At 68.8% G+C, this 20308-nt stretch carries 19 protein-coding genes; 7 read left to right on the forward strand and 12 right to left on the reverse strand.

Annotation, left to right across the window (positions count from 1 at the left end; translation table 11 throughout):
* Window positions 1-8: 8 nt before the first annotated feature.
* Window positions 9-620: a hypothetical protein gene (locus C8258_RS02265; RefSeq protein WP_106953624.1), complete on the forward strand. Its 612-nt coding sequence runs from the start codon at window positions 9-11 to the stop codon at window positions 618-620.
* A 50-nt stretch (window positions 621-670) separates the two neighbouring features.
* Here the strand turns inward: C8258_RS02265 and C8258_RS02270 are convergent, their stop codons facing one another.
* Complete coding sequence (locus tag C8258_RS02270; protein WP_158271195.1) at window positions 671-1660, reverse strand: LysR family transcriptional regulator; 990 nt, start codon at window positions 1658-1660, stop codon at window positions 671-673.
* A gap of 287 nt (window positions 1661-1947) precedes the next feature.
* Window positions 1948-2937, reverse strand: a complete 990-nt coding sequence (locus C8258_RS02275) for a YafY family protein (RefSeq protein ID WP_106953626.1) — start codon at window positions 2935-2937, stop codon at window positions 1948-1950.
* 90 nt (window positions 2938-3027) lie between these two features.
* Here C8258_RS02275 and C8258_RS02280 point away from each other — a divergent pair, with 90 nt between their 5' ends.
* Window positions 3028-3468: a VOC family protein gene (locus C8258_RS02280; protein WP_106954008.1), complete on the forward strand. Its 441-nt coding sequence runs from the start codon at window positions 3028-3030 to the stop codon at window positions 3466-3468.
* 81 nt (window positions 3469-3549) lie between these two features.
* Here the strand turns inward: C8258_RS02280 and pdxS are convergent, their stop codons facing one another.
* Both pdxS and C8258_RS02290 read right to left on the reverse strand, forming a co-directional pair.
* Window positions 3550-4452, reverse strand: coding sequence for a pyridoxal 5'-phosphate synthase lyase subunit PdxS (gene pdxS / locus C8258_RS02285; RefSeq protein WP_062997834.1), 903 nt, complete (start codon window positions 4450-4452; stop codon window positions 3550-3552).
* Window positions 4453-4954: 502 nt separating this feature from the next.
* Entirely contained in the window at window positions 4955-5569 is a 615-nt protein-coding gene (locus C8258_RS02290) for a TetR family transcriptional regulator (protein ID WP_233224822.1), read from the reverse strand.
* Between the two features lie 204 nt (window positions 5570-5773).
* Between C8258_RS02290 and C8258_RS02295 the strand changes: the two genes are divergently transcribed.
* The 5 genes from C8258_RS02295 to C8258_RS02315 all read left to right on the forward strand — a co-directional run bounded on the left by C8258_RS02295 (window position 5774) and on the right by C8258_RS02315 (window position 10251).
* A complete protein-coding gene (locus C8258_RS02295; RefSeq protein ID WP_106954010.1) occupies window positions 5774-6997 on the forward strand; it encodes an alkane 1-monooxygenase in 1224 nt (407 codons plus the stop codon).
* Window positions 6997-7194, forward strand: a complete 198-nt coding sequence (locus C8258_RS02300; protein WP_106953627.1) for a rubredoxin — start codon at window positions 6997-6999, stop codon at window positions 7192-7194. The genes C8258_RS02295 and C8258_RS02300 overlap by 1 nt, the downstream gene beginning before the upstream one ends.
* A 1-nt stretch (window position 7195) precedes the next feature.
* Window positions 7196-7378 (forward strand): rubredoxin, encoded by a 183-nt coding sequence (locus C8258_RS02305; RefSeq protein WP_036502897.1) that lies wholly within the window; start codon window positions 7196-7198, stop codon window positions 7376-7378.
* Window positions 7375-8607, forward strand: a complete 1233-nt coding sequence (locus C8258_RS02310) for an NAD(P)/FAD-dependent oxidoreductase (protein ID WP_106953628.1) — start codon at window positions 7375-7377, stop codon at window positions 8605-8607. Before C8258_RS02305 ends, C8258_RS02310 begins: the two co-directional genes overlap by 4 nt.
* Window positions 8608-8850: 243 nt before the next feature.
* The gene (locus C8258_RS02315) at window positions 8851-10251 is read left to right on the forward strand and encodes a PQQ-binding-like beta-propeller repeat protein (RefSeq protein ID WP_106953629.1); all 1401 of its coding nucleotides are present in this window, start codon (window positions 8851-8853) and stop codon (window positions 10249-10251) included.
* 24 nt (window positions 10252-10275) lie between these two features.
* Here the strand turns inward: C8258_RS02315 and C8258_RS02320 are convergent, their stop codons facing one another.
* The 8 genes from C8258_RS02320 to C8258_RS02355 all read right to left on the reverse strand — a co-directional run bounded on the left by C8258_RS02320 (window position 10276) and on the right by C8258_RS02355 (window position 20093).
* Window positions 10276-11319 carry an NUDIX domain-containing protein gene (locus tag C8258_RS02320; RefSeq protein ID WP_106954011.1) on the reverse strand — a complete coding sequence of 348 codons (1044 nt, stop codon included), beginning with the start codon at window positions 11317-11319 and terminating at the stop codon, window positions 10276-10278.
* On the reverse strand, window positions 11319-12443 hold the full coding sequence (locus tag C8258_RS02325) for a glycosyltransferase family 4 protein (RefSeq protein WP_106953630.1): 1125 nt from the start codon (window positions 12441-12443) through the stop codon (window positions 11319-11321). Before C8258_RS02325 ends, C8258_RS02320 begins: the two co-directional genes overlap by 1 nt.
* A complete protein-coding gene (locus C8258_RS02330) occupies window positions 12440-13423 on the reverse strand; it encodes a phosphatidylinositol mannoside acyltransferase (protein ID WP_106953631.1) in 984 nt (327 codons plus the stop codon). Before C8258_RS02330 ends, C8258_RS02325 begins: the two co-directional genes overlap by 4 nt.
* 22 nt (window positions 13424-13445) lie before the next feature.
* Window positions 13446-14117 carry a phosphatidylinositol phosphate synthase gene (gene pgsA / locus C8258_RS02335; protein WP_106953632.1) on the reverse strand — a complete coding sequence of 224 codons (672 nt, stop codon included), beginning with the start codon at window positions 14115-14117 and terminating at the stop codon, window positions 13446-13448.
* A gap of 1 nt (window position 14118) precedes the next feature.
* A complete protein-coding gene (locus C8258_RS02340; protein WP_036502908.1) occupies window positions 14119-14754 on the reverse strand; it encodes an HIT domain-containing protein in 636 nt (211 codons plus the stop codon).
* Between the two features lie 8 nt (window positions 14755-14762).
* Complete coding sequence (gene thrS / locus C8258_RS02345; protein ID WP_210743177.1) at window positions 14763-16841, reverse strand: threonine--tRNA ligase; 2079 nt, start codon at window positions 16839-16841, stop codon at window positions 14763-14765.
* 117 nt (window positions 16842-16958) lie between these two features.
* Window positions 16959-17606, reverse strand: a complete 648-nt coding sequence (locus tag C8258_RS02350) for a (2Fe-2S)-binding protein (protein ID WP_233224823.1) — start codon at window positions 17604-17606, stop codon at window positions 16959-16961.
* A 246-nt stretch (window positions 17607-17852) separates the two neighbouring features.
* A complete protein-coding gene (locus tag C8258_RS02355; RefSeq protein WP_106953633.1) occupies window positions 17853-20093 on the reverse strand; it encodes a bifunctional SulP family inorganic anion transporter/carbonic anhydrase in 2241 nt (746 codons plus the stop codon).
* Between the last annotated feature and the right edge of the window lie 215 nt (window positions 20094-20308).

A 20308-nucleotide genomic window follows, 5' to 3' on the forward strand; every position in this document is an offset into this window, starting at 1 on the left:
ATAGGCGGATGCCCGCATACGAACCGATCGCCGCGGACGGGCTGGTCGAGCGGGTCGTCGCGGCCGCCCTCGAGCTGCCGGGGCCGGTCGTGGTGGCCGTCGACGGGGCCGACGGCGCCGGACCACGGGAACCGGCCGATCGGATCGTCGAACGGATCCGCACGCTCGGGCGGCCGGCCGAGCGGGTGTGGTTGCACGACTTCGTTCGCCCGGCATCGCTGCGGCTGGAGTTCGGGCGCGACGAGATGACTTATCGCACAGCCTGGTTCGACTACGCCGCGCTCGATCGCGAAGTGCTGGAGGCGGTGCGCCGGCGCGGGCGGTGGTTGCCCGCGCTGTGGGACGAAGCCGAGGACCGTTCCGCCCGGGCACGCACGCGGTCGGCCGAACCGGGGCTCGTACTGGTGGTCGCGGGTCCGATGTTGCTCGGCCGGGGTCTGGATTTCGATATCACCGTGCGGCTGCAGATGTCGGAGGCGGCACTGCTGCGGCGAACCGATTCCGCGGATCGGTGGACCGTGCCCGCTCTGCTGCGTCACGACCGCGAGCACGACGACGTGCCCACCTTCGACGTGCGCTGGGATCATCCGGACCGCCCGGCGTTACGGATCGGCGCCTGATCCGCGTCGCCGCCTTCGGATGCGCAGGGGCGCAACGGCATTCGCGGCGTTCAGCCGGCGAAACGTTCGCGGTCGGCGACGGGGAGCCAGCACCCGGCGGCGATGTCGCGGTTGTAGGTCGTGCGGAAATGCTCGATCAGATGCGGTAATCCCGGATGGGTATTGGCCGTCGACCACAGCAGCGCGTGCGGATAGGCCGGTGTCGGGTCGACGATCGGCACCCGCCGGATGTGCGGATGCCACGGATTGCGGAAGTGGTCGCTGCTCACGGTGGCCAGGGCGCCGGAGGCCGCGATGCGGGCGAGCATGGCTTCGATGCCGTCGGGCCGGGGGAACCGGGTGCGGTCGCGGGGCGTGGTATCGATTGTGACACCGCAGAATTCGCTCAGTTCGCGATAGAAGTCGGCCCACTCCGATGCCACCCCGGCGCCCGGAATCCACACCGAGTACGCGCCCAGTTCGGCCAGCGGCACCGCCGACCGCCCGGCCAGCGGATGATCTCGGCCGACGAGCAGATGCGCCGGATCCACGTACGCGGGCACGGCCGCGATATCGGCCGGCAACGGGCGGGGGCCACCCGAGGGCCGGGCGAACGCCGCGTCGGCGCGGCCGTGCACCACCATGTCCCGCGAGGTCACGAAGACGTTCGAGATCACGAGCTCGGTATCGGCGCCGGGATTGCGGTCGAGGTAGAACCGCATCTGCTCGGTCGCGCCCTGCCGCTCGCCCTGTACCGCGACGCGCAGCGGGCGCGGCATCTCACCGACCGTCGCCACCGCGGTTTCGGCCACCGCCAGCAGTGCGCGCGCATGCGGCAGCAGCCGCGCACCGGCGGCGGTCGGCACGATTCCGGCGGGTACGCGGTCGAACAGCGCCACGCCGAGCTGGGCTTCGAGTTTCGCGATCCGCTTCGACACCGCCTGCTGGCTGATGCCGAGAACCACGGCGGCGAGACTGAACTGCCGTTCCTCGGCCGCGGCCACGAAGGCGCGTACGGCTGCCAGGTCGAGATCCGTGCTCGCCGCTCTACCCACAACCATTCGTTGTGCACCCTTCGCTGTATTCTCCTCGAGCCCCATCGCGTCCGGAGCCGGCAACTTCCGGAAAACAGTATCCGACAAGCTATTCGGCGACCGCCCGCGTCCTCCCGGCGGCTACGAATGGCCGCGCGAGTGCTGAGAACTCACGCCGTGGGGATGTGCTGGCCGGTGCCGATCACCACGGTGCTCGGTGCGGTGCGATGCGCACGAACCGAGCGTGCCACGGCATCCGGCACGAGCCGTTGGCACCGGAGCGCCGGCTCGGCCTCGACGCCCGGGTCGGTTCCTCAGTCGTCGGCCGGTACGACGCCGCGGCGGGCCGATTCCGCGAGGCGGGCGGCGAGCCCCCGGATCAGTTCGCGCAACTCCCCCGGGTGCCGCACCTCGAACGGGCGATCGAGTGCGGCGAGTACCGACGGCAGCCAGTCGAGCCGCTCCGCCCGGATACCGACGTCCCACCAGCGCTCGGCGTCCGAGTCCGCCGCGTCGAGAGTCGCCACCGTCGCGGGCAGGTGGGCGCGGATCTGCTCGACGGTACCGAAGATGCGCAGCCGCACGTCGTATCGATAGTCGGCGGCGGCGAATCCGGACACCACCCGTCGCACCGGATCGATATCGCCGGGCGCGTCGAACGACCCCGGCAGGGTTCGGGCGGTGGTGATGCGATCCAGGCGGAAGGTGCGATCCCCGGCGTGGCCGGGATCCACGCCGGTGACGTACCACCGTCCGGAATGCGCGACGAGCCCGTAGGCGTGCAGCGTGCGCTCGCTCGCGCGGCCGTGGCGATCGGTATAGCGGAGTGTGACCGGCCGGTGGTGGCGTATCGCGTCGGCGATCGTCAGCAGCACCGCGGCATCCGCGGAAGCAAATTCGGCCGGCGCATCGGTGAATGCGAGCGATTCCAGCAGCACGTCGAGCCGTCGGCGCAAAGGCTGGGGAAGTACCCTCCGGATCTTGGCGGCCGCCGTCTCGCTGGCCGTCACATCCGTTGCGGCCCAGCCGATTCGGCGGCCCGCCAGGAGGCCGAGCAGGACCGCCAACGCCTCGTCGTCGTCGAACATCAGCGGCGGCAGGCGGTATCCGGGGGCGAGCCGATAGCCGCCGTAGCGCCCACGCACCGACTCCACCGGAATATCGAGATCGATCAGGTGGTCCACGTATCGGCGCACGGTGCGTCCCTCGACTCCGATCCGGTCGGCGAGTTCGGCCACGGTCCGGGTGCCGCCGGACTGCAGCAATTCGAGCAGGGTCAGCACGCGTCCCGTCGGTCGAGCCATGATCTCGACCCTAGCGCGAATACTGGACCGATTCTGTCCTCTATTGCTCCTATGCTGCGGAAAACACCGTCGAACGGCAAGGAGCAGCCCATGAATTTCGTCTCGATCCGCATCATCACCGCGGACCTCGCGCGTCTGGCCGAGTTCTACGAGCGCGCCACCGGATCGCGCGCTCGGTGGGCGACCGAGGATTTCGCCGAAATCGAAACCGGCGTCGCCACCCTCGCGCTCGCGAGTACCCGTACGGTCGCCCTGTTCGCACCCGGGTCCGCCCGTCCGTCGAACAACCAGAGCGTGATCATCGAATTCCTCGTCGACGATGTGGACCGGGTGTATCGCGAGCTGTCCGGCGCCGGCGCCGAGGTGGTCGCCGAGCCGGCCACGATGCCCTGGGGCAACCGCTCGCTGCTGGTCCGCGATCCCGACGGCAACCTGGTCAACTTCTTCACACCGGTGACGCCGGCGGCGATCGCGAAGTTCGCGGGACGGGCCGAGCCGGTCACGCCGGGCATGGGAGTCGCCGGCGTGTGACACCCGGGAACGACATCGCCGGGCCGTCCTGTGCAGGACGACCCGGCGATGTGAGTGCCTCGGAAGCGGTGTCCGAACGGATTACCAGCCGCGCTCGGCGAGGCGGTGCGGCTCCGGAATCTCCTCGACATTGATGCCGACCATGGCCTCACCCAGGCCGCGCGACACCTTCGCGAGCACATCGGGGTCGTCGTAGAAGGTGGTGGCCTTCACGATGGCGGCGGCACGTTCGGCCGGGTTGCCGGATTTGAAGATGCCGGAGCCGACGAAGACACCCTCGGCGCCCAGCTGCATCATCATCGCGGCATCGGCGGGGGTGGCGATACCGCCGGCGGTGAACAGCACCACCGGCAGCTTGCCGGTCTCGGCGATCTCACGGACCAGCTCGTAGGGCGCCTGCAGCTCCTTGGCGGCCACGAACAGCTCGTCCTCGGGCAGCGACTGCAGGTGGCGGATCTCGCCGCGGATCTTGCGCATATGGGTGGTCGCGTTGGACACGTCGCCGGTGCCGGCCTCACCCTTGGAGCGGATCATGGCCGCGCCCTCGGTGATGCGGCGCAGCGCCTCGCCCAGGTTGGTGGCGCCGCAGACGAACGGCACGGTGAACTGCCACTTGTCGATGTGGTTGGCGTAGTCGGCCGGGGTCAGCACCTCGGACTCGTCGATGTAGTCGACGCCGAGGCTCTGCAGGATCTGCGCCTCGACGAAGTGGCCGATGCGCGCCTTGGCCATGACCGGGATGGAGACTGCGTTGACGATGCCGTCGATCAGATCCGGGTCGCTCATGCGCGCGACGCCGCCCTGGGCGCGGATGTCGGCGGGAACCCGCTCGAGCGCCATCACCGCGACCGCGCCGGCATCCTCGGCGATCTTGGCCTGATCGGCGGTGACGACGTCCATGATCACCCCGCCCTTGAGCATCTCGGCCATACCGCGCTTCACGCGGGCGGTGCCGGTCGTCGAGGTGGTGTCGGGCGTTGTCACGGGCAAACTCCTGATTATCGGGGATTCGTTCGAGGAGGCATCGCTGCGATGCGAACCTCCACGATTCTAGGCGCCCCGATCAGGCCACTAGATAGCCAGTCCGAGAGCACTGGACTGGTCCGCCGCCCACGGCCGGATCACACACCGGACCGGGCGGCCGCTACGGCGTCGCTACGGGCGCGCCGAAGGCAGGTACCCGTGGCGCCGGACGGTGCGAAACCGCAGGCCGGCGCCACCTGTTCGTCAGATCGGGTCGACGACGAACAGCTGCGCCCAGTACGTCGCGGCCTGCTCGCCGATATACGGCAGCAGGAAGTCGTACAACAGATAGGACATATGCATTCGGTACCTCACCTCCACACACCGGTTCGCCGGATTCGGTGTGCGGCAAACCGGTTTCGACCCTAACCGATGGTGACCTGACACACACCGGCAACGGCCGGGTATCGGCGAGATCGGCGGATTTCCGACGAAATGCGTTGACCGCCAACGCGTCCCACCGTCACACCTCGGCCAGCAGCGGCTCGAGCAGTCCGACGGCGACGACCCGGATCTGCTCCAGCGCCCGTTCGACCGGCCCGGTCGGCTGGAACAGATGACTGAGAGCAAGGCGCACAACGGTTTCGGCGGCCGACGCCAGCTCATCCTCGCCCACCGATGCCAGCTCGTATTGCGCGCGAACCGTCGCGGTGACCGCGGCGATCGCCCGGCCGAGCACAGGTTCGGGTTCGGTCATCAGCGCCGGCAACAGCGCGGTATCGGGCGCCGAACGGCCCGACAGCACCGCCTTGAGCAGCATATTGTCCGCGCCGCTGCGCAGGGTGAACTCCACGGCCGCGATCAGGCCGGCGATCACATCGTCCGGGTGGGCTGCCAGCTGCTCGGCGATACCGATCAGGAAGACGTCCACCTCGTTCGCGATCACCACCTCGGCGAGGTCCTGTTTGGTGCCGATCTCCTTGTACAGCACCGGCCGGCTGACGCCGACCTCCTTGGCCACCCGGGACATGTTCACCGCACCCCAGCCCTCGGTACAGACCAGGCCGCGAGCGGTCTCGATGACCCGCTCGCGCAGAAGTCGGCGCATATCGGACTGGAAGTTCGGCGCGGTAGCCACGCCCATGATCGTACACGGTCCACGAAAATGTTCGACTATTGACAACTCGAACGGATCTGTATTCAATGAGAACACTTGTTCAGAAAGTGTAAATACATCGAGGTGGGCGAGGCGCCGCTCCGGCCCCGGCCCCGTCCGCGCACTCCGTCCGCCGGACGCACCGTTCCGTCGCGCATTCCGCGCACCGTTCGTGAGGAGAATTTCGTGACCACATCCCGAATCGGCGATCCGGCCCGGACCGCGCCGCCGCAGTGGCGCGACCGTAAACGCCATCTCTGGCTGTTCGGCCTCGTCCCGCCGACCGCGGTCCTGCTCGCCACCGGCCTGGTGTGGCTGTTCAACCAGCTGGGCTGGCACCACGCGGCCTCCGTGTGGTGGTGGATCGGACCACTGCTGGTGTACGTGCTGCTGCCGATCCTCGACCGATTCTTCGGGCCCGACGGGCAGAATCCCCCCGACGAGGTGATGGAACAGCTCGAGAACGACCGCTACTACCGCTACTGCGTCTACGCCTACATCCCGTTCCAGCTGCTCAGCCTGGTGTTCGCCTGCTACCTGTGGAGCGCGGCCGATCTGTCTTGGCTGGGCGTCGACGGCGCGCTGAGCCTGATATCCAAGATCGGCCTGGCTCTGAGCATCGGCACCATGGGTGGTGTCGGCATCAACACCGCGCACGAACTCGGCCACAAGAAGGACGAACTGGAGCGCTGGCTGTCGAAGATCACGCTGGCGCAGACGTTCTACGGCCACTTCTACATCGAGCACAACCGCGGCCACCACGTGCGGGTGGCGACACCGGAGGATCCGGCCAGTTCCCGATTCGGCGAATCGTTCTGGACCTTCCTGCCGCGCAGCGTGTGGGGCAGCCTGCGCTCGTCGTGGTCCCTCGAGAAGACCCGGCTGCAGCGGATGGGCAAGCGGCCGTGGTCGATTCACAACGACGTGCTCAACGCGTGGCTGATGTCGGTGGTGCTGTGGGGCGCGCTGGCCGCGGTCTTCGGTCCCGGGGTGCTGCCGTTCCTGGTGCTGCAGGCGGTCTACGGATTCTCGCTGCTGGAGACGGTCAACTATCTCGAGCACTACGGCCTGCTGCGGCAGCGCACGGCCGCCGGACGCTACGAACGCTGCACGCCGGAGCACAGCTGGAACTCCGACCACATCGTCACCAACATCTTCCTCTACCACCTGCAGCGCCACAGCGACCATCACGCCAATCCCACCCGGCGCTATCAGACCCTGCGCAGCATGGACGGCGCGCCCAATCTGCCCAGCGGCTACGCCAGCATGATCACCGTCGCCTACTTCCCGCCGCTGTGGCGCCGCGTGATGGACGAGCGGGTGCTCGCCCACTACGGCGGTGACATCACCCGCGTCAACGTCCAGCCCGGCAAGCGCGATCGGATCCTCGCGAAGTACGGAGTCGCCTGATGTCCCGATTCCGTTGCCCCGTCTGCGATTACGTGTACGACGAAGCCGAAGGCGCCCCGCGCGAGGGCTTTCCACCCGGCACCGCGTGGTCCGCGATCCCCGACGACTGGTGCTGCCCCGACTGCGGCGTGCGGGAGAAGCCGGATTTCCACGCCGATCTCGCCCCCCACGACCCGACCCCGACGAAAGGTCCCTGACATGACCGACTACAAGCTGTTCCGTTGCCTGCAATGCGGATTCGAATACGACGAGGCCCTCGGCTGGCCCGAGGACGGCATCGCGCCGGGCACCCGCTGGGACGACATTCCCGACGACTGGTCCTGCCCCGACTGCGGTGCGGCCAAGGCGGATTTCGAGATGGTCGAGGTCAGTCGCGCATGACCGGACGCATCGTCATCGTGGGCGCCGGGATCGCGGGCGCGACCGCCGCCCGCACCCTGCGCACCGAGGGCTTCACCGGCGAGATCGTGCTGCTCGGCGCCGAGGACCGGCTGCCCTACCGCCGCCCGATGGTCTCGAAGGAGTTGCTCGCCGGCACCGCGAACGAACGCCGGCTCCTGCTCGAGTCCGCGCAATCGTGGCGCGAACTCGAGGTCGAGGTACGCCTGGAGACCACGGTCGACGGCATCGACGTCGACCGCGACCGCATACATCTGGGCACCGGCGAAACTCTCGGCTACGACGCGCTGCTGCTCGCGACAGGTGCCCGCGCACGAGAACTGCCCGGCCCCGAATCGGGCGCGTACACGCTGCGTACCGCCGCGGATGTCGACGCGTTGCGCGCGGCCGTGGTGACCGGTGGATCGCTGCTCGTGGTGGGTGGCGGCCTGGTCGGATGCGAAGCCGCCGCGACGGCTCGCGGACTGGGGGCGGCGGTCACGATCGTGCACGCGGCCGACGCGCCCCTGGAGCGGGTTGCACCGCGGGTGGTCGGCGAGCACTGCCGAAACCTGCACGCCGACAACGGCGTCGACATTCACGACGCGATCGTGCTGGACCGGATCGACGGGGGCGGTGGCGATGTCACAGCCACCGCCGTCGACGGACGCCGGTGGACCGCCGCCGCGGTCCTCGTCGCGATCGGCGCGGAACCGAATACCGGATTGGCCCGGCAGGCCGGACTCGCCGTCGGGGACGGCATTCTCGTCGACGAGTCCTACACCACCTCGACGCCGAACATCTTCGCCGCCGGTGACGCCGCGGCCGTCTACGATCCGGAATTCGGGGTCCACCGGCGCACCGAACACTGGAACAGTGCCCAGGCACACGGAATCGCCGTCGCGAAATCGATTCTCGGACAACCCGTTCCGTCGGACGAGGTCACCTGGGGCTGGACGACTCAGTACGGCGTCACCATGCAATTCGCCGGGCGGCCGCAGCCCGAGGACGAGGTCGTGGTCCGCACCACCGACACCCCCGGCCGGTTCATCGCCCTGAGCCTGCGCGCCGGGCGCCTGGTCGCCGCCGCGGCCGTCGCATGCCCGGCCGAGCTGCGCACCGCCCGTACTCTCATCGCGGCCCGCACCACGCACGACCCGGACACCTGGTCCGACCCGGCCATTCCCCTGCCGGAGCTGGCAGCCGCGACCGAGTTGTCGAGCCACCACTGACCGAACAGCCGCCCGCTGCGCGAACCGCGCGGCGGTGTCACACCGGAGGCGGGTCCCGGCCGGCCGGCTCCGTCACCGCATCCCGATCACGTCCGAGATCGACTGTGAGCGGTCCGTTTTCGCGCTACGGCCTTGCCTGCGACGGGAGGTCTTCGTGGTCGCGGGTCTCGAACACACCTGATACTTTGCAGCTTTCGCACAGTTCGGCCGGAGCCCGGGCCGGAGCGACAGGGAGGTCGCGGTATGAACACGGCTGCACGCCGGCTCACCGGATCCGGCGCGCGCCGGATCGGGATCACGGTGCTGATCCTGGCTGTCGTGGCGGCGGTCGCGACGGTTGTGTGGGTGAACCGATCTCCGGAGCAGCCGCCGGAGGGCCCCGCGGCCGGTGGCCGGTTCCGAATTTCCCCTCGGCTCGACTCCGCTCCGGTACCGCGATGGACGGTGCGCGCTGCCGACCTGTCAAATGAGCCCGGTGCGGTCCTGCTGGCGTTGCCGCACAGCCTGGACAGCTACCACGGGCACGGTTCGCCGATGGATGCCGGGCCGATGATCGTCGCGGCCACCGCGGTACCCGGCGTGCAGGGGCCGGGCGACACCGCACCGGCAGTCGGTCCGGTGCGGTTGTACGGCATCGATCCGGACACCGGCGCGGTACGGTGGAAAATCGACGCCGGCGAGCTCCTCAACTGTAACGAGCGCGTCTTCGACGGACAGCTGACCTGCCGTGGCATGCACCGAGTGCTGATCATCGACGCCGCTACCGGCGCGATCGCCACGGACCACACGACGGACTTCGAGGTGACGGACATCGCGGTGCGCGACGGTGTGGTGTCCGTCGCCGGTCGCACCGCCGACTCGATGACCGCCGTCGTCACCCGGGGAACCGTTGCCGACATCGAGGCGAGCTGGCGCCGGACGTATCCGACACCGGTTCCCGGCGACGCGGTCAGGCCGAGACTCGATGCGCCGGACTACTTCCGAGACGGCCACGACCACAGCGTTCGCGTCTACGATCTGCGCACCGGCGACCCGCTGTTCACCGCACCCGTCGGCGCCGTATTCGACGGCGGGATCATCGCCACGCAGGTGATCGATCGCAGCGGAAGCGCGGGACGAGTCACCCTTCTCGATCGCAACGGTCACCTCATCACCGAGGTCGGCAACCCCAGTTTCCTGCTCGAGTGGTACCCGACCGCGACCGCGTCGCCACCGCCGATCCTCACCGGTGAGAGTGCCTACGACCGGACGACGGGGCGAGTGCTGTGGACCAATCCACAGATCGGCCGCGACGAGTCCGCGGGCCGCCAGGGCGCGGTCGAAGGGGTAGTGGATCACACGGTGGTCGTCCGATCGCCCGACGGGACGGCGCTCACCGGCCTCGATCTCGCCGACGGAAACCAGGTGTGGCAGCAGCCCGCGGGGTTCGCGAACACCGTGCGCGACGGCCTCACCGACGGCCGGCACCTCGTTCTCGCCGACGGCACCACCGTGCACGCGATCGACGCCGGCGACGGTTCGACCGCCTGGTCGATATCGCTGCCGCCCAGTGGTGATCCCAGATTGCGCTCCAGGGTGGAAGCGATGGGCGGCCGGATGGTTGTCGTGCTCGCGGACGCGTTCACCGAATACGCTGCGGCGTGAGGCGACGCGAATAATCGCCGCGGCTCAGCGGATGGACCGGACCTCCGGCTCGAGATCGGAACCGGCGGCGATGAGCGCCTCGGCCAGCAGGTTGTCCAGGTGGTACGGGTACACCGTTTCGCCGATCCGGTCGAGCTCGGCGATATCCGGCGGCAGGCACCAGCGGTAGGCGGTCACGCAGCGGCGTTCCCAGACGGTCGGGTCGGCGGGTTTCGGATCGAACCAGCGCACCCGGGCGACGAAGAACAGTTCCTCGGAGCGGATCAGCTCGCCGTTGAACGGGAAAACCGCGACCCGCCGCCAGATCGGGCCGCGCAGCAGCGTGGAGTCCAGCGCCAGACCGGTTTCCTCCCATACCTCGCGCACCGCCGCGGTTCGCAGCGTCTCCCCCGGTTCGATGCCGCCGCCGACGGTGAACCAGAACGGCGAATCGGGAGTCTGCGGGTCGTGGCCGCGCATCAGCAGTACGCGGTCCTCGTCGTCGAGCAGCACCACCCGGGCCGAGGTGCGCACCGTGTCGACCTCGAGACCGGTGGTCGCGGCCGGCGTGACCCGTTCCGCGATCTCGAAATAGGTGGGCAGCGGCGCGGTACCGCCGAGGTGCAGCAACCGCACCGGGCGACGGGTACGCAGCGCCAGGGTGTCGCGCACGGCGTCGTTGTGGAAGCGGCGCGCGATCAGCACCCGCGCCTCGGCATCGGCGAGTTCGGCCACCAGCTGCGGCCGCAGTGAGGTGATGTCGACCGCGGACAGCGCGGCCGCCAGCTGATTCTCCGCCGTCTCCCGATCGCTCCAACCGGCACGTTCGGCGCGGTCGGCCAGGGCGATCAGCCGCTTGGACTGCTCCGCGGCCGCGGACTCCGACATCGGACCGGCCATCGAGATCGCGACCGTGCGAGCCACCACCGCGCGCCGCGCCAGGGCCGCCTCCAGCGCGTCACGGGCCTGGTCACTGCGCACGTGCAGCCGGTCGAGCCGGTTGGCGGTGGAGTAGGCCCATACTCCGATGGCGATGATCACCGCCGCTATCAGCGCGAGGACCAGGATGGTCGTCGCGGAGAAGGTGATCATCCAGCGGTCCTCACCCGGGCGTCGCCGACGGTGACCGTCTCGTACACCCGCAGAATCTGTTCGGCCACGACCGGCCAATCGTATTCGCCGACAACCTGATCCGCGGTGCGCACCAGATCCTCGCGGCGGGTGCGGTCGGTGAGCAATCCGTCGATCGCCTCGGCCAGTGCCGCGGAATCACCCACCGGCACCAGCACTCCCGCGGTCCCGTCGCGCAGCACCCGGCGGAAGGCGTCCAATTCGCTGGCCACCACGGCGGTTCCGGCGGCCATCGCTTCCACCAGCACGATGCCGAAACTCTCCCCGCCCAGATTCGGCGCGCAATACACATCGGCACTGCGCATCGCCGACGCCTTCTCCGCATCCGAGACCTGGCCGAGGAAACGCAGATGTCCGGCGTGTTCCCCTGCTTCCCGGCGCAGCCGTTCCTCGTCTCCGCGGCCCACGATCAGGATCTCCACGTCGGGATGGCGGGCGACCAGTTTCGGCAGTGCGCCCAGCAGCACGGCCATCCCCTTGCGGGGCTCATCGTAGCGGCCGAGGAACAGCACGGTCCCGCCCGTACGCGGATATCCCTGCAGCAGTGGCGCATTCGCGAACGCCGGCACATCGACTCCGTTGGGGATCTCGACCGCGTCGCTGCCCAGCGCCTCCACCTGCCAGCGCCGCGCCAGCTCCGACACCGCGATCCGCCCGCTGATCTTCTCGTGGTAGGGCCGCAGCACCCCCTGGAAGGTCGCCAGCACCAGCGAGCGGGTGGTGGAGGTGTGGAAGGTGGCCACGATGGGTCCCTCGGCCACCTTCAGCGCCAGCATCGAGATACTCGGGGCGTTGGGTTCGTGGACGTGCAGGACCTCGAAGTCGCTGTCGGCGATCCAGCGTCGCAGCCGGGTGTAGGCGGTCGGCCCGAACGACAGCCGCGCCACCGAACCGTTGTACGGAATCGCCACCGCCTTCCCGGCCGAGACGACGAATTCCGGCAGTTCGGTGTCGTCGGAGGCCGGCGCCAGCACGCTCACCCTGTGGCCGCGCTCGATCAGTACCTGCGCCAACTCCACGACATGTGACTGCACACCGCCCGGCACGTCGAACGAGTACGGGCAGACCATGCCGATTCTCATGACACCGCGTCTCCGGCGGACCGCTCATCGCCGCGCACGACCTGCGCTGCCGCGATCCGCTCGAGGCGCTGGGCGGACAGATCCCGTTCCCACAGCGGCTGCAACATATGCCAGTCGGCGGGGTGTTCGGCGATATTGGCGGCGAACCGGTTCGCCAGCTGCTGGGTGGCCGCCGCGACACCGGCCGAAACATCCAGCGGCGCTTCGGTTTTCAAGCCCCAGCCCTCGCGGCCCTGCTCGTCCACGGTGAACCAGGCGTGCACCGGCATCAGCGCGGCGCCGGTCTCGATGGCCAGTTTCGCCGCGCCCGCCGGCATCCAGGTGCGTTCGCCGAAGAACTCCACCGGCACACCTTTTCCGGTCAGGTCGCGCTCGCCCATCAGGCAGACCACCTTGTTGTCGCGCAATCGTTGCGCGAGCTGCCGGAACGGCGGCTGCTCTCCGCCGGTCAGCGGGAACACCTCGAACCCCAGGCTCTCCCGGTAGGCCACGAAGCGCTCGAACAGCGATTCCGGCTGCAGCCGTTCGGCCACGGTGGTGAGGCCGCCGTAGTGCTGCACCAGCCACACCCCGGCCATATCCCAGTTCCCCGAATGCGGCAGCACGAAGACCACACCGCGCCCCTGCGCCAGCGCGACGTCCACATCTTCGATGCCCTGGGGTGGCGGCATGAGCGGCGAATCCGCCAGTGCCGCATGGTCCAGGGTCGGCAGCCGGAACGCCTCGCGCCAGTACCGGGCATACGAGCGCATCGAGGCGCGGATCAACTCGTCGGGCACCTCGAGCGGGTCGACGGCCAGCACCCGGGCGAGGTTGCGGCGCAATTGATTCGGTCCCTCGCCGCGGTGGGCGGCGCGGTTCGCGCGCCGGGCCGCCCAGTCGCCGCCGACGTCGAACACGCGGCGCGCGGTGCGTTCGGGCAGTCCCCGTACCAGTCGCCACCCGGCCGCGTAGGCCCTGTCGGTCAGCGCGGCCCTCATCTGTGTCACGCCCCTACCACTTTCATTTCGCCGTATCGGAGTCGGCCTTGGTGACCGGCGCGATCACGTCGCGGGCACCGGCCGAGTTCCGTACCGCCAGAACTCGCTGGAAGACGGTGACGATGCTCAGCACCGCCAGGATGTACATCGCGACATACACCGCGTAGGTGAGCCACTCGATGCCGAAATAGCCGCCGATGCCGGTGAAACCGGCCCCGACCAGCACGATGACCAGGCGGTCGGGGCGTTCGATGATCCCGCCGTCGGCCGAGAGCCCGCTCGCCTCCGCCCGCGCCTTGGCATAGGAGATGACCTGCGAGGTCACCAGGACCACCAGCGTCGCCACGAACAGGTGCTTGCTGTGCTCGTGATACACCGACCACCAGGCGAGCGCGCCGAAGATGGCGCCGTCGGCCACGCGATCACAGGTGGCGTCGAGGACCGCACCGTATCTGGTGCCGCCGCCGCGGGCGCGGGCCATCGCCCCATCGAGCATGTCGAACATGACGAAGAGCCAGATCACTATCGTTCCCCAGAACAGGTGATCGGTCGGGAACAGCGTCACCGCGGCCACGATCGAGGCGGTGGTGCCGATCAGCGTCATCGCGTCGGGCGTGAGCCCGGTGCTCACCAGCGCTCGTCCCAGCGGCGCGGTCGCCTTGGCGAACGTCTCCCGACCGAAGAAGCTCAGCACGCTACTCGACTTCCTTCGCCTCGTGCCACGCCCCGGCCAGCAGGGCCCGCGTCTCCCGCAGCAACTGCGGCATCACCTTCACCCCGCCGACGACGGTGATGAAATTGGCGTCCCCGCCCCAGCGGGGAACGATGTGCTGATGCAGGTGGTCGGCCAGCGATCCCCCGGCGACGCCGCCGAGATTCAGCCCGACGTTGAAGCCCTCGGGTCGCGACACCTTCTTCATCACCCGGATCGCCCGCTGGGTGAACGCCATCAGTTCGGCGCTCTCCTCCGGGGTGAGATCCTCGAGGTCGGCCACCCGCCGATAGGGCACCACCATCATGTGGCCCGGGTTGTACGGGTAGAGGTTGAGCACCGCGAACACCCATTCGCCGCGCGCGATGACCAGTCCGTCCTCGTCCGACATCTTCGGGATCTCGGTGAACGGGTGCTTCAGCCCTGCCGAGGTCGTCTCCTCCGCGCCGGCGGGCGCGTCGGCGTCGGCCGGCCCGTTGCGGCTGTCGCGATCGGCGACCGCACCGGTGATGTAGGACATCCGGTACGGCGTCCACAATCGCTGCAACCGGTCCGGGTCCCCCGCTCCCGTGTCGACGATCCGACCCGGATCCTGTTGCGTCACAGCCTCTTCCACCATGCCCTCACTCACGCCCCACCGGTCCGGACCTCGAATCCTTCCGCGCTCGGCGAGGCGTTGTCGCGCCGCGAGATCCAGTCGACGACGGTCGCCACCGCATCGGCCACCGGCACGGTGTTGACCTGGGTGCCGTCGCGGAATCGGAAGCTCACCGCACCGGCGTTCACATCACGCTCGCCGGCCAGCAGCATGAACGGCACCTTCTGCGCGGTGTGGTTGAAGATCTTCTTCTGCATCCGGTCGTCACTGCGGTCGACCTCGGCTCGCACACCGTGGGCACGCAGTTCCTCCACCACCGTGTCCAGATGGTCGGCGAACGCGTCGGCGACCGGGATGCCGACCACCTGCACCGGCGCCAGCCAGGCCGGGAACGCGCCCGCGTAATGCTCGGTGAGCACGCCGAAGAATCGTTCGATGGATCCGAACAGGGCGCGGTGGATCATCACCGGGCGCTGCTTGGTGCCGTCGGAGGCGGTGTATTCCAGGCCGAAGCGCTCGGGCAGGTTGAAGTCGAGCTGAATGGTCGACATCTGCCAGGTGCGGCCCAGCGCGTCCTTGGCCTGCACGGAGATCTTCGGACCGTAGAACGCGGCGCCGCCCGGATCCGGGACCAGATCCAGGCCCGAATCGGTGGCCACCTTGCGCAGCGTCTCGGTGGCCTCCTCCCACAATTCGTCGGAGCCCACGAATTTCTGCGGATCCTTGGTCGACAATTCCAGGTAGAAATCGTCGAGACCGTAATCGCGCAGCAGGCTCAGCACGAATTGCAGCGTCGAGGTCAGTTCGGCGTGCATCTGCTCTTTGGTGCAGTAGATGTGCGCGTCGTCCTGGGTCATGCCGCGCACCCGGGTCAGCCCGTGGACGACACCGGACTTCTCGTATCGATACACCGACCCGAATTCGAACAGCCGCAGCGGCAGCTCCCGATACGACCGGCCGCGCGAGCGGAAGATCAGGTTGTGCATCGGGCAGTTCATCGGCTTGACGTAATAGTCCTGGCCGGGTTTGCGCACGGTGCCGTCGTCGTTGTATTCGGCGTCGAGATGCATGGCCGGGAACATGCCCTCGCGGTACCAGTCGAGGTGTCCGGAGACCTCGAACAGATGCCCCTTGGTGATGTGCGGGGTGTTGACGAATTCGTAGCCGGCCGCGATGTGGCGGCGGCGGGAATAGTCCTCGAGCTCCTTGCGAATGATGCCGCCCTTGGGGTGGAACACCGGCAGGCCCGAACCCAGCTCGTCCGGGAACGAGAACAGATCCAGTTCCAGGCCGAGTTTGCGGTGATCGCGCTTCTCGGCCTCTTCCAGGACGTGCAGGTGGTTCTCCAGCGCCTCCGGCGATTCCCAGGCGGTGCCGTAGATGCGCTGCAGATCCTCGCGGTTCTGATCACCGCGCCAGTAGGCCGCCGAGGAGCGGGTCAGCTTGAACGCGGGAATGAATTTCGTGGTCGGGATGTGCGGGCCGCGGCACAGATCGCCCCACACCTTCTCGCCGGAGCGCGGATCGAGATTGTCGTAGATGGTCAGCTCTTTACCGCCGACCTCCATGACCTCCGGATCGTCGATACCCGATTTATCGGAGATCAGTTCGAGTTTGAACGGCTCCTTCGCCAATTCCACCCGGGCCTCGTCGACCTCGACCACCCGGCGCGAAAACCGTTGCGCGCCTTTGATGATCTTCTTCATCCGGGATTCGAGCTTGGCCAGATCCTCGGGGGTGAAGGGCCGCTCGACCTGGAAGTCGTAGTAGAAGCCGTCCTTGATCGGCGGGCCGATGCCGAGTTTGGCCTCGGGGAACTCCTGCTGCACCGCCTGGGCCAGCACGTGGGCGGCCGAATGGCGGATGACGCTGCGGCCGTCCTCGGAGCCGGCGGTGACGGCCTCGACCTCGACGTCGGTCTCGGGCGCCCAGGACAGGTCTCTCAGGTTGCCCTCGTCGTCGCGGACGACGACGACGGTGTCGGGGCCCTTGGTGGCCAGGCCCGCTTCGCGCACCGCGGCGCCCGCCGTCGTCCCGGCCGGCACCCGGACGAGGGCGGCGGGGGTTATGCGGGCTGAGGTGGTCACGGCTGCGCTCTCCTTAGACATGTCGGCATTCTTGTTCCGGGCCGGTCGACGAACAGAAATCTCACCGGCGCGACCAATGCTATCGGGACAGTACCGGTCGTGCGCCGATGGACCGGCCGCGAAGCGGACGCGGCCCGCTCACCCGCGCCGGGCCAGCTCGGTGAGCAGCCGCTCGCGCTCGGCGGCGGGCCTTTTGGGGCAGCTGGTGCACATATCGCAACCGGGCACCTCATAGACCAGGCAGCAGGAGATGCGCCGCACGAACGTGCGTGCGGCGATGTCGGTGAATCGCGGCGCGGGCAGCCGCTCCCCGACCTGGGCGGCCAGCCGGGCACCCGCCTCGGGGTCGCCCGCGTCGATGGCCCGGTTGCCGATCGCGTCGGCGACGATCGCCCACAGTGCTGCCGGACCGGCGCCGGTCACCCGGGCCACGACCGGGATGACGCGCCGCAGGGTGTCGCCCAGCGCGGCGCCGACCGCCTCGGACTCGCCCGCGGATTCGGGCACGATCCGCTCGATGCCGCCGTCGGGCCGGACCTCGCAGCGCAGCCGTTCCAGCGTGGGGTCGGGTGCCGGTGCGCCGGTCGCGTAGGCCTCGGTGATCGGATCCACCAGCGCCGAGGCGGCCATACACCACCACAGCGTGCCCGACACACGGGAATCGCCTGTGCCCCAGGAGATTCCCATATCGGCGATCCGTTCCGACAGCCACGCGGTCTCGGTGAGTTTGATGCCGGCCACCTGGGCGGGCATCCCGGACGCCGCCGACTGCGCCACCATTTCCATCCGACTCCGATCCACATCGATCCAGCGAATGCACCACGTCCACCATGGCATGCCCGACGCGCTCGGATCGAGGCGGCGGCAGGGTTTCGGGGTGCGCCGCTCAGCGTATCGGCGCGGGCGACGCCGACGTTCAGGCGCGCCGCGGCAGCCGTCCCCGGGTCGTGGCGGGACGGCTGCCGCGGCGAAGGGGGACGGGTGCGCGAGTTCGGCTGTCGGGCCGACGAACTCGCGCACCCTCCGCCCGGATCAGGCGTGGGTCGGATTCCGGGCGGGTATTCCGGGTCGCTCGGCATCGGTGATCTCGGCGATGCCGGTCGTGGTGACCTCGAGGACCCGTGCGGTTCCGATATCGAAGAACAGGCCCGAAAGCGCAACACCGCGCTCGTCGACGGCCCGTCCGACGACCGGATGCTCCCGCAGCGTCTCCAGCTGGACCGCGACGTTGACCATGCTCAGCTGGTCGGCCGGGCCGTACCCGGCGGCCGCCGCGGCCGCCGCCACCGGATGGCCGCCGCGGTAGCGCTGCAGGGCCTCGGCGCCGTGGGCCAGCCAGTCGTCGATATCGGGGCCGGCGGACCGGTCGGACAGCAGGGCGTTCATCGCACCGCAGCCCGAATGTCCGCACACCACGACGTTGCGCACCGACAGATTGTGCAGCGCGAAACTCAGCGCCGCGTCCACCGACACATCGGTGCCGCGCGCCGGGATCAGATTGCCGATGTTGCGGACGGTGAACAGGTCACCCGGACCGCTGTTGGTGATCACATTCGGCACGATCCGCGAGTCGGAGCAGGTCAGGAAGAAGGAGTCCGGGTCCTGACCGTCGCGCAATTCGTCCAGGTGCGGCCGCATCACATGGGCGTGGCTGCGGTGGTAGGCGGCGACACCGGCGGCGACGGGATTGCCACCCTCGGAACGCCACGGCCCCAGCACATCGTCGAGCAGCCCGCGGGCCCGGGCGCGCCGCGGCGGACGCTCGGCCGCATCGGCCATGCGCGCGGTCCCGATCTCGACGAATTCGACGGTGCCGCCGGTACTTTCGTGCTGCTTCGCCCAGGAGTGGATGGCGTCGTAGGCGGCGTGGTCGAGGAAGTCGACCGTCAGCTCCACCAGGACGCCGGCGCCGGCGGGCACCTTCGCCAGCTGCCCGGTGAGCTTCGGCAGGGCGAGGAAGGTGCAGGTGCCGTCCACGCTCACCAGCCACCGGTCGGTTCCCTCGACCGGAGCGGCCTCGACCGAGACGCGCACCACGCGCCACAGCAGCAGCGCGAAGGCGACGACCAGACCGATCAGCACACCTTCGAGCAGGTTCAAGAACACCACCGCGGCGATGGTCACCGCGTAGATCACCAGTTCGCCGGTGCGGTGCGCGATCTTGATGTGAGCCAGCTTCACGAGCTGGATGCCGATCATCACCAGCAGACCCGCCAGCGCCGATTTCGGGATCTGCTCGACCACGCCCACCAGGGCGATCGAGAACAGCAGCACCCAGACGCCGTGCAGCAGCGCCGAGGCCCGGCTGCGCGCACCGGCGGTCACATTGGTCGCACTGCGCACGATGACGCCGGTGACCGGCAGGCCACCGATCATGCCCGAGGTCACGTTGGCCGCACCCTGTGCCATGAGCTCACGGTCGAAGTTGGTGCGGGGTCCGTTGTGCATCTTGTCGACGGCGACCGCCGACAGCAGGCTTTCCACGCTGGCGATCAGGGCCACAGTCAGCACCGCCAGCGCGACACCGCTCCAGTCTCCGCTGGGCATGTCCGGCAGGCCGACGGCGTCGAACAGCGACCCGCTCATCGTGATGCGGGCGGGGTTTCCGGGCAGCACCAGCGACAGCGCGGTGGCGACCACGATCGCCACCAGCGGTCCGGGAACCACGCGGATCTTGGCCGGCACCCAGCGCCAGCCGAGCATGATCGCGATGACCAGCCCGCCGATCACGACGTCGATACCGCTGAGGTGCAGCAGCTGATTCGGCAACTCGGCGACGTTCTCCCACGCCGAGCTCTGCGACGATCCGCCGAGCAGGACATGGACCTGCTGCAAGGCGATGGTGATACCGATGCCGGCGAGCATGGCGTGCACGACGACCGGCGCGATGGCGAGCGCGGCGCGCGCGATCCGGCTCAGGCCGAACACGATCTGCAGCACGCCCGCGCAGACGGTGATGAAACAGGTTGTCTTCCAGCCGAATTGATTGATGGTTTCGGCCATGACCACGGTCAGGCCGGCGGCCGGGCCGCTGACCTGCAGGACGGAGCCCCCCAGGGTTCCCACCACGATGCCGCCCACGGCGGCGGCGATGAGTCCGGCCGCGACCGGGGCGCCGGTGGCGACCGCGATGCCGATCGAGAGCGGCAGAGCGACGAGAAAGACGACGACGGAAGCGGGCAGATCGTGTCGTAGGACGGAGTTCATCCGGTCCGACCAGCTGGGGCCCGGCGGGGCCGAGGGTCTGGGCGTAGCGACGGTGTCGGTGGACATATTGCTCCTTCACCGGAGCCGCCGCGGCGGTCCGGTCGGTCGAACATGTTCTCCAGGCATCGAATTCAGCTGCGAGACTTCGTTGTCCAGCAGTGAGCCGGAAGCGAGGGCAACCCTAATAGTAAAGACTAAGCAAAGGCTTAGAAAAGGATCTTTAGCCTCGGACACGTTCCGGATTCGATGTGACGGCCCTCACCCGCCTGGAGCTCCGACCT

The sequence above is a fragment of the Nocardia sp. MDA0666 genome, from assembly GCF_003023875.1.
In the GTDB taxonomy this organism is placed as follows: domain Bacteria; phylum Actinomycetota; class Actinomycetes; order Mycobacteriales; family Mycobacteriaceae; genus Nocardia; species Nocardia aobensis.

Excerpts from the sequence above, each read along its gene's own strand:
- C8258_RS02315 (WP_106953629.1), top strand. The coding sequence starts at position 8,851 with ATGAACACGGCTGCACGCCGGCTCACCGGATCCGGCGCGCGCCGGATC.
- C8258_RS02265 (WP_106953624.1), top strand. The coding sequence starts at position 9 with ATGCCCGCATACGAACCGATCGCCGCGGACGGGCTGGTCGAGCGGGTC.
- C8258_RS02270 (WP_158271195.1), bottom strand. The coding sequence starts at position 1,660 with ATGGTTGTGGGTAGAGCGGCGAGCACGGATCTCGACCTGGCAGCCGTA.
- C8258_RS02275 (WP_106953626.1), bottom strand. The coding sequence starts at position 2,937 with ATGGCTCGACCGACGGGACGCGTGCTGACCCTGCTCGAATTGCTGCAG.
- C8258_RS02350 (WP_233224823.1), bottom strand. The coding sequence starts at position 17,606 with ATGGAAATGGTGGCGCAGTCGGCGGCGTCCGGGATGCCCGCCCAGGTG.
- C8258_RS02305 (WP_036502897.1), top strand. The coding sequence starts at position 7,196 with ATGACCGACTACAAGCTGTTCCGTTGCCTGCAATGCGGATTCGAATAC.
- thrS (WP_210743177.1), bottom strand. The coding sequence starts at position 16,841 with ATGTCTAAGGAGAGCGCAGCCGTGACCACCTCAGCCCGCATAACCCCC.
- C8258_RS02310 (WP_106953628.1), top strand. The coding sequence starts at position 7,375 with ATGACCGGACGCATCGTCATCGTGGGCGCCGGGATCGCGGGCGCGACC.
- C8258_RS02300 (WP_106953627.1), top strand. The coding sequence starts at position 6,997 with ATGTCCCGATTCCGTTGCCCCGTCTGCGATTACGTGTACGACGAAGCC.
- C8258_RS02355 (WP_106953633.1), bottom strand. The coding sequence starts at position 20,093 with ATGTCCACCGACACCGTCGCTACGCCCAGACCCTCGGCCCCGCCGGGC.
- C8258_RS02330 (WP_106953631.1), bottom strand. The coding sequence starts at position 13,423 with ATGAGGGCCGCGCTGACCGACAGGGCCTACGCGGCCGGGTGGCGACTG.
- C8258_RS02325 (WP_106953630.1), bottom strand. The coding sequence starts at position 12,443 with ATGAGAATCGGCATGGTCTGCCCGTACTCGTTCGACGTGCCGGGCGGT.
- C8258_RS02340 (WP_036502908.1), bottom strand. The coding sequence starts at position 14,754 with ATGGTGGAAGAGGCTGTGACGCAACAGGATCCGGGTCGGATCGTCGAC.
- C8258_RS02280 (WP_106954008.1), top strand. The coding sequence starts at position 3,028 with ATGAATTTCGTCTCGATCCGCATCATCACCGCGGACCTCGCGCGTCTG.